Here is a 15765-nt window from a genome sequence, read left to right as displayed (position 1 = left end):
CAGGCCTCTTCACAGGGCTCACCGCCCTCATGTCCCCGGACAGCCTCGCCCACCCCCGGGCACGGAACTGTGGTGTCCCACCACATACGCCGCTGACCTGCGTGTTCCTACGGTGTGGCAACACGTCAATCGTCCCCGTCGAACCCCGGGAAGTGGTGCCGATGTCCTCCCCCGCAGCCGTTCCCCCACCACCCGCCAACCTCACGCGCATCGTCGCCGCCAGTCTCATCGGGACCACCATCGAGTGGTACGACTTCTTTCTCTACGGGTCGGCCGCAGCGCTCGTGTTCAACAAGCTGTTCTTCCCCGGCTCCGCGCCCCTCGTCGGCACCCTGCTCTCCTTTCTCACCTACGCCGTCGGGTTCGCGGCGCGGCCGCTCGGGGCCCTGGTCTTCGGGCACTTCGGGGACCGGCTCGGGCGCAAGAAGCTGCTCGTGGTGAGTCTGGTCATGATGGGCGGCGCCACCTTCGGCATCGGGCTGCTGCCCACCCATGCCACCGTCGGCGCCGCGGCTCCCGTGCTGCTCACCGCGTTGCGCCTGGTGCAGGGGTTCGCGTTGGGCGGCGAGTGGGGCGGTGCCGTGCTGCTCGTGTCGGAGCACGGGGATGCCCGGCGGCGCGGGTTCTGGTCCTCGTGGCCGCAGACCGGCGCGCCCGCGGGGCAGTTGCTCGCCGCGGGGGTGCTGTCCGCGCTGACCGGCCTGCTGAGCGACGACGCCTTCTCGGCATGGGGCTGGCGCATACCGTTCCTGCTGTCGGGTGTGCTCGTCCTGGTCGGCCTGTGGATCCGGCTCTCCGTCGACGAATCGCCGGTGTTCAAGGCCGCGTTGGCGCGCGCCGCGGCCCGGACGTCCGACGGCGCGACCGAGCGGCCACCCCTCGTCGCGGTGCTGCGCGACCACTGGCGCGATGTCCTCGTCGCCATGGGGGCGAGGATGGCGGAGAACATCAGCTACTACGTGATCACCGCGTTCATCCTCGTGTACGCGACGACGTCGGCCGGGATGGCCAAGCAGACGGCGCTCAACGCCGTCCTCATCGCCTCCGCCGTGCACTTCGTGGTCATCCCGGCGTGGGGCGCACTCTCCGACCGCATCGGACGCAGGCCGGTGTATGTGATCGGGGCGGTGGGCGTGGGCGCCTGGATGTTCCCGTTCTTCGCGCTGATCGACACCGGGAGCTTCGGACACCTGATCCTGGCCGTCACCGTGGGTCTGGTCTTCCACGGGGCGATGTACGCGCCGCAGGCGGCGTTCTTCGCCGAGATGTTCGCGACCCGGATGCGGTACTCCGGGGCCTCGATCGGCGCCCAGTTCTCCTCCGTCGCGGCCGGTGCGCCCGCCCCGCTCATCGCGACGGCGCTGCTGTCCGACTACGGCACCTCCACTCCCATCGCCCTGTACGTCATCGCGGCCGTGCTGCTCACACTGCTCGCCGTCGGCTGTGCGCAGGAGACGCGTCGGCGGGATCTGGACCACGTCGAGACGGGCGGGACCGTGCGGCACGCGGCCCCGGCACCGGCGCCGGGCGGCGATGCCCGGACCGCCTGAACTGCCTGAACTGCCTTGCCGCAAAGGCCCGTTGGAGCGGGGCACCGGCGTGGTGACGCCCCGCTCCTCAGGGCCTTGTGGCCGGGCCCGCCACATGGAGGCGGAGGGCCAGCTGGATCTCCAGGGCGCGGGCCGGTGTCTGCCAGTCGGGGCCGAGGAGCCGCCCGATCCGTTCCAGCCGCTGGGCCACGGTGTTCACATGGACGTGGAGATGCTCCTTGGTACGGGCGGGGCTCATGCCGTTGGCGAAGTAGGCGTCGAGCGTGCGGACCAGGGCGGTGCCGCGCTTCTTGTCGTACGCCACGACCGAGCCGATCGTGCGCTCGACGAATCCGTGGATGTCCTGGGTGTCCGCGAGCAGCAGCCCGAGGAAGCCGAGTTCCTGGGCGGCGGCGCCCTCGCCCGTGCGGCCCAGCAGCCGCAGGGCCTCCAGGCAGCGGCGGGACTCGGCGTAGGCGGCGGCGACGGCCCCGGGTGTCAGGGCCGGGGCCGCGACGGCGCCGGACGCGCCGACCGTGACGGGCTCGCGCAGCGCGCCGCCGAGTTGCTTCGCGGTCTGGCGGGCGGTCTCGGCCGGGGTGTCGCCGGGGCCGAGCGGCAGAAGCAGCACCGTACCGCCGTCCCGTGTCGAGGCGAGGCCGTGGCGGGTGGCGGCCAGGTACGCGGCGGCGGAGCCGATGCGCCGGCGGTCCGCGGTGCGGCGGGCGGCGGGGGTGGGGACGGGGCCGTCGATGCGCGCGGCGAGCACCACGTGCGGGGCGTCGAGGTCGGCGTGCAGGCGGGCGGCGCGTTCGCGCAGCACCTGCCGGTCCCGGCCCGGCGCGTCCAGGAGATCGTCCAACAGCTCGCCCCGCACCCGCTGTTCGGCCTCGCCCGCCGAGCGCCGGGCGAGCAGGAGCAGCGAGGTGACCATCGCGGCCCGTTCCAGGGTGCGCCGGTCGACGGGATCGAGGCCGGGGTGGCCGTGCAGGACCAGGGCGCCCAGGAGTTCGCCGCCGGCCGACACTCCGGCGAGCCAGTCGTCGCCGTGGCGCATCGCGTGGCCGTCGGTGCCGCTGAGCCGCAGGACGGCGGTATGGGGCGAGTCGGCGTCGGCGAACTCCACGGTGCCGGCCAGGACTTCGGACACCGCTTCGGCCACGTCGTGGACTCCGCCGCCGCGCAGGACCAGTTCGGTGAGCCGGTCGTGCGCTTCCGAAGCCCGTTCGAGGACCGCGCTGTGGTCCCGGATCGTCGCGTTGGCCCTCTCCAGTTCGGCGAGGGCCGAGCGGGTCTCGGCCAGGAGGTTGGCGGTGTCGATGGCGACGGCGGCGTGCGCCGCGAACGAGCCGAGCAGGGCGATCTCCTCGCGGGCGAAGACCCGGGGGTGCCGGTCGGCCGCGAACAGCACCCCGATGACCGTGCTGCCGGTGCTGCCGAGCATCAGGGGAACGCCGAGGATCGCGACGAGGCCTTCGTCGCGTACGCCGGTGTCGATGGCGCTGGTGTGCTGGAAGCGTTCGTCGTCGAAGTAGCTGGAGGTGACGTACGGGCGGGCGGTCTGCGCGACGAGCCCGCCGAGGCCTTCGCCCATGCCGAGCCGCAGCTGCTGGAAGCGGGCGGCCACCGATCCTTCGGTGACGCGCATGTATGTGTCGCCCGCTGCGGGGTCGTTGAGGCTGAGGTAGGCGACCTCGGTGCGCAGCAGCGAGCGGGCGCGTTGCACGATGGCGCGCAGCACGGCGTCCAGGTCGCGCAGTCCCGCGAGGTCGTGGGCGGTCTCGAACAGGGCGGAGAGCTCGGCCTCGCGGCGTCTGCGTCCTTCGAGGTCGGCGCGTACGCGCAGGGCGAGCCGGCGCATCGAGTCCAGGTCCGCGAGCGTGTCGGGGCCCGCGCCGTCGGCGCGGGCGATCAGGGCCGGGCTGTCGTACGCCTCGGCCGGCGCGCCGCGCGCGAGGAGTTCCAGGTAGGGGGCTTCCGGATGGTCGCCGGCGTGCGCGTGGTGGTGGGTCATGGTCACAGGGATACCTGCCGGACGTGCGGCCTCGCCAGGCCTGTGGACAACTCTTGAGGGGTGCAGGACAACGAGCGGAGCGAGCGGTGCCACCGCGGAGGCCGGCGGCTCAGTGGGCGGTCCATCCCCCGTCGAGAGCCAGCGAGGTGCCGGTGATGAACGACGCCTGCGGGGTGCAGAGATACGCGACGGCCTCGGCGACCTCGTGCGGCTCGAGGAGTCGTTTGAGCGCGGCGTCCTTGAGGAGGACCTCGGTGAGCACGCGTTCCTCCGGTATGCCGTGGGCCGCGGCCTGGTCGGCGATCTGCCGTTCCACCAGGGGCGTGCGCACATAGCCGGGGCTGACGCAGTTCGATGTGACGCCGTGCGGGGCGCCTTCGAGGGCGGCGGTCTTGGAGAGGCCTTCGAGGCCGTGTTTGGCGGCCACATAGGCCGACTTGAAGGCGGAGGCCCTCAGCCCGTGCACCGACGACAGGTTGACGATGCGCCCCCAGCCCCGCGCGTACATGTGGGGCAGCGCTCCCCTGATCAGACGGAACGGGGCTTCGAGCATGACGGTGAGGACCGTGTGGAAGACGTCGGGCGGGAACTCCTCGATGGGGCGCACCAGTTGGAGCCCGGCGTTGTTCACCAGGATGTCGGTGCCCGCTGCGGCCCGTTCGGCGGCGTCGAGGTCGGTGAGGTCGAGGACGAGGGGGTGCACGGTGCCGCTGAGCCCGGCCGCTCGGGCCACGAGGTCGTCGAGCCCTGCCGCGTCCCGGTCCACCGCCCTGACCTCGGCTCCGGCCGAGGCGAGCCGCAGGGCGCAGGCGCGGCCGATGCCGCCGGCCGCGCCGGTGACGAGTGCGCCGCGTCCTCGCAGGTCGACGGTGACGGAGTGGGCGGGGGTGAGGGGCGCGGTCATGCTCTCGACCCTAGGCAGTCCGCCCCACCCTCACCCATGTGGTCAGCGCACACACTTCAGAGCTCGGTGCTGGGTTGGAACCATGTGGGGCCGTCCGCCTGTGCCTGCTTGATGCGGAACAGCGCGAACTCGCTGAGCTTCGGCAGGGCGTCCATGGTGAACCAGCCCACGTCGAGCGACTCGTCGTCGTTGACGCGGGCCTCGCCCCCGGTGGCGCGACAGCGGAAGGCGATGTCCATGAACTGGCACACGTCACCGTTGGGATAGACGACGGGAGTGTGCGCCGCCTCCACAAGGACGACCCGCTCGGCGACGCACCGTACGCCGGTCTCCTCGTACACCTCACGCACCGCGGTGTGCGCCGGCTCCTCCCCCGGCTCGGGGATCCCGCCGATCGTCGACCACTGGCCGGTGTCCGCGCGGCGGCCGAGCAGGACCCGGCCCTCGTCGTCGAAGACGATCGCGCTCACGCCCGGCAGCAGAAGCAGCTGGTGCCCGGCGACGGCCCGGATGTCTCGGATGAAGTCAGGAGTTGCCATGCTCTCGACCCTAACGGCCACCGGGGACCGGCCGGTCAGCCCCTGGAGTCGCGGCGCCCGCGCACGTTCCGGGTGATCGCCCAGGCCAGGCCCGCCGCGGCGGCCGCGACGAGCGCCCACTCCGGCAGCGTGCCCAGTCGCGTCGCGGGCGTCTGCGAGGAGCGCAGCGGCACCTTCGCCACGAGCGAGGCCGGGGTGAACAGAGCGGTCTTCCGGACGACCTTGCCGTCGGGCATGATCACCGCACTGACACCGCTGGTGACGGGGACGGTGACGGTCCTGCTGTGCTCGACGGCCCGCACCCGGCTCATGGCGAGCTGCTGATAGGTCATCTCGCTGCGGTCGAAGGTGGCGTTGTTGCTCGGCACGGAGATCAGCTGGGCGCCCGCGGTGACGGTGTCGCGCACCGCCCAGTCGAAGGCGGCCTCGTAACAGGTGGCCATGCCGACCTTGGTGCCCGCCATGGTGAACACGCCCGGCTTGGTGCCCCGGTTGAAGTCCTGGCGCACCATGGAGGTGTACCCGGGGGCGAAGGTGCCGATGAGGCCGCGCAGTGGAATGTACTCGCCGAACGGCTGGATCTGCCGCTTGTCGTAGGTGGCGACGGGCCCCAGTTCCGGGTCCCACTGGACCTGCTCGTTGTAGAGCTTCGTCCCGTAGCCGCCCACCACCGCGCCGACCGAGATCGGTGCGCCGATGGTCTTGGCGGCCTGGTCGATGATCGCGCGTGCGTCGTCGTCGACGAAGGGGTCGACGTCGGAGGAGTTCTCCGGCCACAGGACGAAGTCGGGCTGGGGCTCCTTGCCCGCCTTGACCTTGTCGGCGAGCCGGAGCGTCTCCCGTACGTGGTAGTCGAGCACGGCCCGGCGCTGGGAATTGAAGTCGAGGCCGAGGCGGGGCACGTTGCCCTGGATCACGGCGACGGTCGCGGTGCCGTCCTCGGCGGAGTCGCTGACCAGGCCGCGCGCCCCGAACGACGCCGCGACCGGCACGACGACCGTGAGCAGCGCGGTCGCCGCCGCGCCCTTGCGCAGGCTTCCCGTGCGGCGAAGGCGCAGCGCCTGGCGCAGGCATTCGTACAGTCCGAATCCGCACAGCGCCACGGCGAAGCCGAGCACGGGGGTGCCGCCCAGGGCGGCGAGCGGCAGGAAGGTCCCGTCCGCCTGGCCGAAGGCGACCTTGCCCCAGGGGAAGCCGCCGAAGGGGGCGCGGGCGCGGACGGCCTCGGCGGCGACCCACAGGGTGGCGGCCCACAGGGGCCACAGGGGCAGCCGGGAGACCACCGCGGTGCCCGCTCCCGCCGCGCCGATGAACAGCGCCTCGATCGCGGCGAGCCCGAGCCACGGCCCGGGGCCCACCTCGACACCGGTCCACACCAGGAGCGGCAGCAGGAAGCCGAGACCGAAGAGGTAGCCGAGGCCGAGGCCCGCCTTCCAGCTCCGGCCGCGCAGCACCCAGCCGAAGACGGCGAACGCGGGCAGCGCCAGCCACCACAGGGGCCTCGGAGGGAAGCTCAGATACAGGAGCACCCCGCCGAATGCGGCCACCCCCGGCCTGACGAGACGGTTCAGCAGCCGGCGCGGCCGCGAGGTGGCAGCGGGCCGCGCGCCGGGCCGGCCCGGGGCGGTGGTGGGGGCTTTGGTGGTGCTCACCCGGCGGAGTCTACGGCCGCTCGCTGTGTGCGCGGGAGTCCGGACGGGACGGCGCGGGGCGGACGGCGCGGGGCGTCAGGCTTCGAGGGGCTTTGCGGTGCCGAGCAGCCGCAGCCGGTTGCGGATGATCCGGACGGCCGCTTCGGCGTCGTCGACCGTGACCGTGAAGACGCGCCCGTCACCGAGCTTGAGCGCCATGCCCTCGCCGCGCCGTACGACGACGGCGGTGCCGATCTCGGGACGCCAGCGGTAGCCCCAGCCGCCCCACTGGCGCGGGGTGACGCGCGGCACGAAGTCGGCGCCGACCACGTGGTCGAGGCGGATGGTGCGGCGGGGCAGCCCGATGTGGCCGCAGCGCACTTCCAGACAGTCGCCCTCGACCCGGACGGCCACATGGACGAACGCGAGGGTCCCGAAGAGGACGAGGAGCCCGGCGGCGAGACAGCCGATGACGGACATCAGGAGCGGGAGGACGCCCGAGGTCCAGGTGGAGTCGACGGCGAGCTCGACGCCGAGAGCGATGCACGCCGCGCCGCCGGCCGCGAGGAGCCACTGGACGCGGTTGGTGGCCCGGCCGATCCAGACCTCGGGCGGCTGCTCGGTGGCACCGGATCCGGGACGGGGCTCGGGGGGCGTGGGGTACTCCGGGAACGCTTCCCTCATGCCTAGCAGCGTACTCACGTTCCGCCGTCAGGGCACCGCTCGGCTCTCAGTGAGCGGTGCTCACGGTCTGGAGCAGGCGCCCTTCGGGGTAGGCGAGGGCGACATCGGGCAGGGCGCCGACGCGGCCGCTGAGCAGCACGGTCAGGGCCCCGACCTGGGCGGCGTCGGGCGCGGGGGCGATGCCCGCACGGCGCAGCGCCTGGGCGGCCACCGCCTGGGCGCTGCCGAAGAAAGTGAGCGGCCCGCCCCCGGGGCGCAGGGCCGTACGGATGCGTCCGGCCACCAGCTCGTAATGGGTGCAGCCGAGGACGACGGTCCTTGCGCCATTCGGGGTGAGCGCCGCGGCAGCGGCGACAGCGGCGTCGATCGCGGCGTCGTCGGCGTGCTCCACGGCTTCGGCGAGACCGTGGCAGGGCACCTCCGTGACGGGAACACCGGCGGCGAACTCGCTGATCAGTCCGCGCTGGTAGGTGCTGCCGGTGGTGGCCGGGGTCGCCCAGATCGCGAAGGGCTCGCCGCCCGCCGCGGCCGGCTTGATCGCGGGCACCGTGCCGATCACCGGGATCCGGGGTTCCAGGGCGGCGCGGATCGCGGGCAGCGCATGCACCGATGCGGTGTTGCAGGCGATGATCAGGGCGTCCGGTTCCTGGGCTGCGGCGGCCCCGGCCACGGCGAGAGCGCGCTCCGCGATGTCGTCGGGGGTGCGCGGACCCCATGGCATGCCGTCGGGGTCGGACGAGATCACGATGTCGGCGTCGGGGCGGAGCCGACGCACCGCGGCGGTCGCGGCGAGCAGGCCGATTCCGGAGTCCATGAGCGCGATCTTCACCCGGTCACCATAGTCGACGGCCCCCGGCGATTTCGGCCGAGGTCCCGTGCGCGGACCGGCCCGTGGGGCAGACTGCGGCGGGTGAGCGCCCTCGTATGGATCGCCCTGGTGTCCTTGATCGTCTGGCTCTGGCTGCTGCTCGGGCAGGGTTTCTTCTGGCGCACCGACCAGCGTCTGCCTCCCCGCGCCGAGCCCGGATCCGCCGAGCTCGGAACGTGGCCGGATGTCGCGGTCGTGGTGCCCGCCCGCGACGAGGCGGAGGTGCTGCCGATGAGTCTTCCCTCCCTGCTCGCCCAGGACTATCCCGGGCGCGCGGAGATCTTCCTCGTGGACGACGGGAGCTCGGACGGGACCGGCGCACTGGCCCGCTCCCTCGCCGAGCGGCACGGAGGTCTGCCGCTGAACGTGGTCTCCCCGGGCGAGCCGGAAGCGGGCTGGACGGGCAAGCTGTGGGCGCTGCGCCAGGGCATCGCCCTCGCGCGCCTGCGCGATCCGGAGTACCTGCTGCTCACCGACGCCGACATCGCGCACGCGCCGGACAGCCTGCGTGCGCTGGTGGCCGCGGCGCGGGGCGGCGGCTTCGACCTGGTGTCGCAGATGGCGCGGCTGCGCGTGGCGAGCGGCTGGGAGCGCCTGATCGTCCCGGCGTTCGTCTACTTCTTCGCCCAGCTGTACCCGTTTCGCTGGATCAACGCAGCGAAGGCCCGTGCCACGGCCGCGGCGGGCGGCTGCGTGCTGCTGCGCGCCGACGCGGCGCAGCGGGCGCGCGTGCCCGACGCGGTGCGCCACGCGGTGATCGACGACGTGTCCGTGGCGCGCGCCGTGCGCGGGTCGGGCGGGCGGGTCTGGCTGGGCCTAGCGGACCGGGTGGACAGTGTGCGCCCCTATCCGCGCCTGGGGGACCTGTGGCGGATGGTCTCGCGCAGCGCGTACGCGCAGCTGCGGCACAGCCCGCTGATGCTGGTGGGCACGGTCGCGGGGCTCGCCCTGGTCTATCTGGCGCCGCCGCTCACCTGCCTGGCCGGCCTGGCCTTCGACAGCGCGGGCGCGGCCTGGGCGGGCGGGCTCGCCTGGCTCGTGATGTCCGGGACGTACGTGCCGATGCTGCGCTACTACCGCCAACCGCTCTGGCTCGCTCCTGCGCTGCCGTTCACCGCGCTCCTCTACCTGCTGATGACCGTCGATTCGGCGGTGCAGCACTACCGGGGCCGGGGCGCGGCCTGGAAGGGGCGCACATACGCCCGGCCCGAGGCCGCCCCCGAGCAGTCGTGAAGGCCGGCGCTCACTTGCGTCCTGGCGTCCAGTTCATGCCCCAGCCATAGGTCTGGTCGACGGTGCGCTGGGGGCTGACCCCACGGGCGGGCACCAGGTAGCGGGCTTCGCGCTGGACGATGAGGTCGCCGCCGTCATTGGTGATGAGCGCGAGCGCGCAGACCGTGGACGGGACGGTGCACTCGTCGAGGAAGAACTCGACCGGGGCCCCGAACTGCGGCTGGAGGGTCACCGTGGCGTGCAGGTCGGCAAAGCTGCGCGCGCCCTCATAGATGGTGACGAAGATCAGGAGCCGGCGGAACTTGTCCTTCTGGTCGAGGTTGACGGTGAGGTTCTCGCCGGACTCGACGGCGCCGGTCCGGTCGTCGCCGTCGAGGTGGACGTACGGGGGCTGGTGGAGCGCGCCGAACGCGTTGCCCAGGGCCTGGACGACGCCTTTGCGGCCGTCGGAGAGCTCGTACAGGGCGCACAGGTCGAGGTCGAGGTCGGAGTGGTTGGCGGCCGCGCGCCCCAACTTGGCTCCCCAGCCGCTGAATTGCTTGCGTGTCTGCCAGTTGAGGTTGACGCGCATCGCACCGGACGAACCGCCCTGCTTGGCGAGCGAGACGCGGGGGGCCTCCTTGGTGAGGGTGACTTTGGACAGGCGTACGGGCGCCGCGGACGGCGGCGGAGGCGTGGGCGCGACCGGTACCTGCGCGGTGGGTGCCGGCGCGGTCGTGGCGGGCCGCGCGGGCGGCTGGAGCGAGGGCGTGAAGGGGGCCGGGGGCGCAGCGGGCGGCTGCTGGGGCTTGTCGACGGTGATGCCGAAATCCGTCGCCAGGCCTTCGAGCCCGCTGTCGTAGCCCTGCCCGACGGCGCGGAACTTCCAGGCACCCTGACGCCGGTAGAGCTCGCCGAGGATGTAGGCGGTCTCGACGGTGGCGTCCTGGCTGTCGAAGCGGGCGAGTTCCGCGCCGGTGGCCGCGTCCAGGACGCGGATGCCGAGCCCGGGAACCCGGCCGAAGGTGCCGCCGTCGGCCGACGCCGCCAGGACGACGCGCTCGACGGCCTGCTCCATCTGCGCGAGGTCGATGACCAGGGTGTCCGTCACGGCGTCGGGCTGCGAGCGCTTGCCTTCGTGGCGCACCGCGCCGGAGGAGTGGGCCGGCTGGTTGTAGAAGACGAAGTCGGCGTCCGAGCGGACCCGGCCGTCGGCCAGCAGGAGGGCCGAGGCATCGACGTCGGGCACGCCGGGGCCGGATCGCCAGGCCAGCTCGACGCGCACCGAGTGCGCCGGCACCGGGACGTTGGCTCCTTTAAGCATGGACATGCTCTCCCCCATCACTGGTCGCGGTACTCGCTCGTCGCCGCGACGAAAGATGCTGCACCGTCAACTTAATCCCCGGCCGCCTTCCCAGCATCTCTCCCGGCCGCGGCCCCCGGACCGCGGCCGGGCCGCTCGGACGGGCCGCGTCGCCGAACAGGCCGCGGCGCCCGCGAACTCCTTTGGATTCAACCGGAGTTCGGGGCGCCGCAACGGCAGGTGCGGTCAGGCTTCGTTGGCCGAGCGCACCTTGGGCTTGCGTGTCAGTACGGTCGCGGCCAGCGCGGCGGCGATCACCGCGCAGAGCACGATGAGCCGGGTCGCGCCCGTGAACGTACTGCCCAGGCTGTCCCTGAGCAGATGGACGGAGTTGAGTTCGGTCGCCAGGGAGTGCGCGATGACGATGCCGACGGCGGCTGCCGCGCCGACCATCCAGGCCCACAGCGGGTCGTAGAGGGGCAGCAGGCACGCCAGGGCGATGCAGACGGCGGCGATGCCCAGGGAGGCACCGGCCGCCAGGTCGCCGGAGCGCAGCTCCCTGAGGTCGGTCGGCAGGTGGATCGCGCCGATCACCAGCAGGGCGACCGCGGCCGGCCACCTCAGGACGGACCGGACGGGCAGCGAAGCGGACGAGCGTGTCCGGGCCGCGGCGGCCGGCTCGGGGACGGGCGACGCCTGGGCGGGGGGCACGTCGGGGCGGGGAGGCGCCGTCGCCTCCGCGGCGGCGGGGGCCGGAGCGGCCGGGGCCGCGGCCGGGACCTCTGCCGGGACCTCTGCCGGGGCTTCCGACGGACCCGCTGCAGGGGCCTCCGCTTGCGCCGGGGCGAACGGAGCCATGGGCTCCGGTCCACCGGGGGCGGCTCGCGACGCCGACAGCGCCACGGCCATCCGCTCGTCGGCTGATCCGGCTGAGCCGGCTGAGCCCACGGGGTCGGCCACTTCGGGGAGTTCAGCCACTTCGGCGGCCGCGGCGGATTCGGTGGGTCCGACGGACGGTGCGTGGCGCTCGGCGCCGTCGGCCGCCCGCACGGGAGCCTCCAGAGCGTCGACGGCCGTGGCCGGCCGCGCCGGAGCCCCGCCGGCCTCGGCCACATGCCCGCGCGGGTCACCGGCCCCGGCCGCCCGCACACGCGAGTCACCGGATTCAGCCACCTGGCCACGCGGGTCGGCGGTCCCGGCCGGCCGTACCGGGGGGCCGGCTTCCGCAGCCTCCCGTGCGCGGCGCTCGGCGGCCTCGGTGACGCGCACGCGGAGCTCGTCGTCGCCGGAGCCGAACCTGGCGATCAGCGCGGCCACGTCCTCGATGGGCCGCTCCGTCGCCGCGGCGTGCAGGGCGGTGCCGGCGTCCTCGGCGGTACCGGGGGGCTCCTGCACCAGGGAGATCAGCTGATGGACCTCGTTCACCGAGCGCGTGACGGCGGCCAGGCGGAGCGCCTGGTCGCCCGGCGGCGGGTAGCCGCCGGCCTCGTTCAGAAGGTGTACGAGCGAGGCGACCTCGTGCATGGGGCGCGAGGCGACCACCGTGCGGAGCAGAAGCAATCCGGGCTCGTCACCCGGACCTATGGGGATCTGCTCGTCCTGGGGAGGGTTTTGATCGGATGACATCACTCGGCTTCCTTCGTTGTGCCTCGACGCGACGCCAGCTTCTTCCGGCTGTCACGGTGCGTCATGGGATACGCACATACAGCCCTATATCAGCCCAAAGGGGCTGGCCGCGCTATTCGAGCGGGGCGTGTGGGCCGGGCGGCGAGGAGCGCCTGGGCGCCGGCCGGCGGAGGCGTCCGGCCGAGTCCGAGCTCGACATTCGGGGGTCGGCGGGCCCCGGCTGCGGGGATCCCGGGCGGATGTGACCTTTGAGCCAGACGGACGACTTCGCGTCCGATTGGTGCGCCCGACCCCGGCGACAGGGCCGGCGGGTTCACGGCTACACAGGTTCCTCGGCCATACTTCCGCCCGTGGAGCAGCGATCAGAACACCAGTACATGCCCCTGACCGGTGCCGCGACGGATCCCGCGTACGTCCCCGGCCTCGTACCGCCACGCGCGTCCGCGCCGGAGGAGCTGCTGTCCGGCGCGGCCTCCGAAGCGGACGGCGCGGGGCGGGCGAACGAGGACGCCGCGGATCCGGGCGCCGCCGAACCGGACACGGGCGGCGAAGCCCGCCCCGGCGACGCGGACGCCCAAGCCGACACCGGTACCGAGGCCGGCGCGGACACCGCGGCCGAAGCCGCCGCGGAGTCCGACGCGGACACGGACGGCGACGCCGGCACGGGCGAGCGGCCCGCATGCGAGATGTCCGACCGGCAGGGCTCGATCGTCGCCGACCACCGGGGCATCCGGCTGCGGCTGCGCGACGAGGAGGCCGACTTCCGGTGGGACGAGGTCAGCGCGGTCGAATATCGCACCCCTCGGTGGTCGCGGCGGTTCCACATCGCCGTGTACACGCCTGCGCCCCGACGCTTCTCCCACGATGTCGACGCCGCCGATCGAGCGGAGCTCGCCCGATGGGGCGAACACCTCGAAGCGGTGCTCGACGCCTACTTCGAGAACTGAAGCACACCCACGTCCGAACCGTGAGCGCACGCGGCCGTGCTGCGGCCCGTGCGCCGTCACCCGTCGCCATCCGCCGGCTGCGACCGCCAACTCCCGCACAGGTCACGGGAGTTGTCGGCGCGCTGTGTGCCCTTCGGTCTCACGCACACACGGCCGTGGACCGGAGTGTGTGCGGGCCACACCTCGCACCCCGGGCCGGCCGGCCGAGAAGGGTCGGTCGTTGGATGTTTCGGCAGGTCAAGCGGCCAAAACCGGCGTAAAACGGATGACCCAGAGATTGGGGCTCCCCAACGGCCACATCGTGGGCTTAACTTATGTGCCATGACCTCCCCCCGCTCCACCTATGGCGGCGGTTACTACTCCGCGCCGTTCTTCCCGGACACCCCCATCTACGACTCCCTCGTCGCAGAAAGGGGCACGCCTCAGATCGCCCCGATCCGAGTGCCTTCCCTCTACGACACCGGCAGCAGCAGTTACCTGCCGGCCCTTCCGTCGGCGCTGCCCGCGCTGCCGGCCGCCCCTTCGCAGCAGAGCCCTTCCTACGCTTCGTCGTACGGGTACCAGCAGCAGATGCAGCAGCCGGTGCCGCTGCAGCACGCCGCCACCCCGTACATCCCGCAGCAGCCCTCGGCCCCGCGCGGCTATCAGGGGCAGCAGTCCATGCCGCAGCGTCCGGCGCCGGGCACCGGGTACGAGGCCATGCGGCCCGCCGCGCCCCGGCCCGCGCCCGCTCCGTACGAGGATCCGTACAACCGCCCCTACCAGGGCACCGGGTACTGACCGAACCCGGGTCGAGCCGCTCGGACACCTGTCCGACGCTGCTGGCAGAATGTGTTCATGAACAACGGGCTCAACGCTGTCGTCGACGGGATCCACATCCATCCCGTCAAGTCGGTCGGGGGATACGACAGCGGGCAAGCGGCGGTCGAGCCATGGGGGCTCGCCGGGGACCGCCGCTGGATGCTTGTGAACACCGAGGGCGTCGCCGTCACGCAGCGGGAGCGGCCCGCCCTGGCCCTGAGCAGTGCCGCCACACTGCCGGGCGGCGGCGTGCGGCTGTCCGCGCCGGGCTGCGACGATCTGGTGGTGGAGCCGCCGCGGACGGCGGCCGCCGAGACGGTCTCGCTCTTCGGCGGCACGTTCGAGGCGGTGCCCGCCACCGTCGAGGCGCACCAGTGGTTCAGCTCCTACCTCGACACCGAGGTGCGACTGATGCACCTGGACGACCCGGCACACCGCAGGGCCGTCGATCCCACGTACGCGCCGGACGGACGGACGGTGAGTTTCGCCGACGGCTTTCCGCTCCAGATCGCCACGCGTTCCTCACTGGACGCCCTCAACGCGCTGATCGCACAGGGTGATCATGCCGTCGAAGGGCCGCTGCCGATGAACCGGTTCCGGCCCAATGTGGTGCTCGGCCACACGGAGCCGTGGGCCGAGGACACATGGTCGCGGATCTCCATCGGCGAGGTCTCCTTCCGGCTCGCGAAGCCCTGCGGCCGCTGCGTGATCACCACCACCGACCAGGCCACCGCGGAGCGCGGCAAGGAGCCGCTGCGCAGCCTGGCGCGGCACCGCCGCATCGGCAAGGCACTGGCGTTCGGCGTGCTGGTCCTGCCGGAGAACACCGGCGTCATCCGCGTGGGCGACCCGTTGAAGGTCCTCGCCTAGCCCGCCCGGCCCGTCCCGCCCCTCCGACTCGTCCGCGTACCCGCGCCCCGCGTCGCATACCTGCGCGCGGCGCGGGAACTCCTGTGGGCAGCAGCCGCGTTGGACAGGGTGAGGGGAAGGGGCTGATGGCCCGTGCGAGCCGTGGTCGGGGTGTGGCGCTGGCGGCGCTGTCCGCTGCGTCGCCGCACCGATGTCGTGGAAGCCTGGCTGGCGCTCGTGGCGCTGGCCCTCATGGTGCTCGCCGCACCCGCCGTCGGGTTCCTGTGCGGTTCGCTCACCGACACGACGCTGCGCAGGGCGGTCGCCGACCAGCGCCGGCACCGGCACGTCACCACGGCCGTCGTCGTACACAACGCCGACCGGCGGGCGCCGCTCGCCGAGCCGGACGGCACGTCGCTGCGCACCACCGGCAGCAGGGTCGTCGCCAACTGGACGGCGTACGACGGCAGTTCACACCACGGCACACTGGCATCGCCGCGGCAGGCGCCCGCTCCCGGCTCCACCTTCCCGATATGGACCGACGACCACGGGCGTCCGGCGCCCCCGCCGATGGCCCCGACCGCGGCCCGTACGCACGCCGTGTTCGCGGGGATCTGCGCGGCCGTGACGGCCGCCGGCCTCATCGAGGCGATCCGGCGGCTGATCGTATGGCGTCTGATACGCCGGCGGTACGAGCGACTGGACCGCGCATGGGCCCGATACGGTCCGGACTGGGGCCGCACGGGCGCGGGCAGCTGACCGGTCAACTCAGCGGCTCCGCGCGCGCTACGGTGGACCATCAGTCGCGCATACGAGATCACGGTCGATGTATGTGCGAGGGCGTACGCACGAGGTGGG

At 73.1% G+C, this 15765-nt stretch carries 14 protein-coding genes; 6 read left to right on the top strand and 8 right to left on the bottom strand.

All coding sequences use genetic code 11. The features are described 5' to 3' along the window. Positions 1 to 161 precede the first annotated feature (161 nt). A complete protein-coding gene (locus OG432_RS31195) occupies positions 162 to 1550 on the top strand; it encodes an MFS transporter (RefSeq protein ID WP_328314298.1) in 1389 nt (462 codons plus the stop codon). A gap of 67 nt (positions 1551 to 1617) precedes the next feature. Here the strand turns inward: OG432_RS31195 and OG432_RS31190 are convergent, their stop codons facing one another. From OG432_RS31190 to OG432_RS31165, 6 genes are all read right to left on the bottom strand, one after another. Continuing rightward, on the bottom strand, positions 1618 to 3543 hold the full coding sequence (locus tag OG432_RS31190; protein ID WP_328314297.1) for a helix-turn-helix domain-containing protein: 1926 nt from the start codon (positions 3541 to 3543) through the stop codon (positions 1618 to 1620). Positions 3544 to 3652: 109 nt separating this feature from the next. Further along, positions 3653 to 4447, bottom strand: a complete 795-nt coding sequence (locus tag OG432_RS31185; RefSeq protein ID WP_328314296.1) for a 3-hydroxybutyrate dehydrogenase — start codon at positions 4445 to 4447, stop codon at positions 3653 to 3655. Positions 4448 to 4503: 56 nt separating this feature from the next. Beyond that, complete coding sequence (locus OG432_RS31180; protein WP_328314295.1) at positions 4504 to 4986, bottom strand: NUDIX hydrolase; 483 nt, start codon at positions 4984 to 4986, stop codon at positions 4504 to 4506. 35 nt (positions 4987 to 5021) lie between these two features. Next, positions 5022 to 6638, bottom strand: coding sequence for an apolipoprotein N-acyltransferase (lnt, locus tag OG432_RS31175; RefSeq protein WP_443058492.1), 1617 nt, complete (start codon positions 6636 to 6638; stop codon positions 5022 to 5024). A 75-nt stretch (positions 6639 to 6713) separates the two neighbouring features. After that, entirely contained in the window at positions 6714 to 7301 is a 588-nt protein-coding gene (locus OG432_RS31170; RefSeq protein ID WP_328314294.1) for a hypothetical protein, read from the bottom strand. Between the two features lie 46 nt (positions 7302 to 7347). Then, positions 7348 to 8130 carry a glutamate racemase gene (locus tag OG432_RS31165; protein ID WP_328314293.1) on the bottom strand — a complete coding sequence of 261 codons (783 nt, stop codon included), beginning with the start codon at positions 8128 to 8130 and terminating at the stop codon, positions 7348 to 7350. 81 nt (positions 8131 to 8211) lie between these two features. Here OG432_RS31165 and OG432_RS31160 point away from each other — a divergent pair, with 81 nt between their 5' ends. Beyond that, entirely contained in the window at positions 8212 to 9402 is a 1191-nt protein-coding gene (locus OG432_RS31160) for a glycosyltransferase (RefSeq protein WP_328314292.1), read from the top strand. 10 nt (positions 9403 to 9412) lie between these two features. Here the strand turns inward: OG432_RS31160 and OG432_RS31155 are convergent, their stop codons facing one another. Then, positions 9413 to 10711, bottom strand: a complete 1299-nt coding sequence (locus OG432_RS31155; RefSeq protein ID WP_328314291.1) for a TerD family protein — start codon at positions 10709 to 10711, stop codon at positions 9413 to 9415. Positions 10712 to 10930: 219 nt separating this feature from the next. After that, positions 10931 to 12310 (bottom strand): hypothetical protein, encoded by a 1380-nt coding sequence (locus OG432_RS31150; protein WP_328314290.1) that lies wholly within the window; start codon positions 12308 to 12310, stop codon positions 10931 to 10933. 350 nt (positions 12311 to 12660) lie between these two features. Here OG432_RS31150 and OG432_RS31145 point away from each other — a divergent pair, with 350 nt between their 5' ends. The 4 genes from OG432_RS31145 to OG432_RS31130 all read left to right on the top strand — a co-directional run bounded on the left by OG432_RS31145 (position 12661) and on the right by OG432_RS31130 (position 15666). Next, complete coding sequence (locus OG432_RS31145) at positions 12661 to 13257, top strand: hypothetical protein (protein ID WP_328314289.1); 597 nt, start codon at positions 12661 to 12663, stop codon at positions 13255 to 13257. 321 nt (positions 13258 to 13578) lie between these two features. Beyond that, on the top strand, positions 13579 to 14037 hold the full coding sequence (locus OG432_RS31140; protein ID WP_328314288.1) for a DUF6643 family protein: 459 nt from the start codon (positions 13579 to 13581) through the stop codon (positions 14035 to 14037). Positions 14038 to 14094: 57 nt separating this feature from the next. Then, on the top strand, positions 14095 to 14928 hold the full coding sequence (locus OG432_RS31135; RefSeq protein ID WP_328314287.1) for an MOSC domain-containing protein: 834 nt from the start codon (positions 14095 to 14097) through the stop codon (positions 14926 to 14928). Between the two features lie 132 nt (positions 14929 to 15060). Next, complete coding sequence (locus OG432_RS31130) at positions 15061 to 15666, top strand: Rv1733c family protein (RefSeq protein WP_328314285.1); 606 nt, start codon at positions 15061 to 15063, stop codon at positions 15664 to 15666. Positions 15667 to 15765: the final 99 nt, after the last annotated feature.

Source organism: Streptomyces sp. NBC_00442, assembly GCF_036014195.1.
Classification (GTDB): Bacteria; Actinomycetota; Actinomycetes; order Streptomycetales; family Streptomycetaceae; genus Streptomyces.
This window is presented reverse-complemented; position numbering and strand designations above follow the sequence as displayed.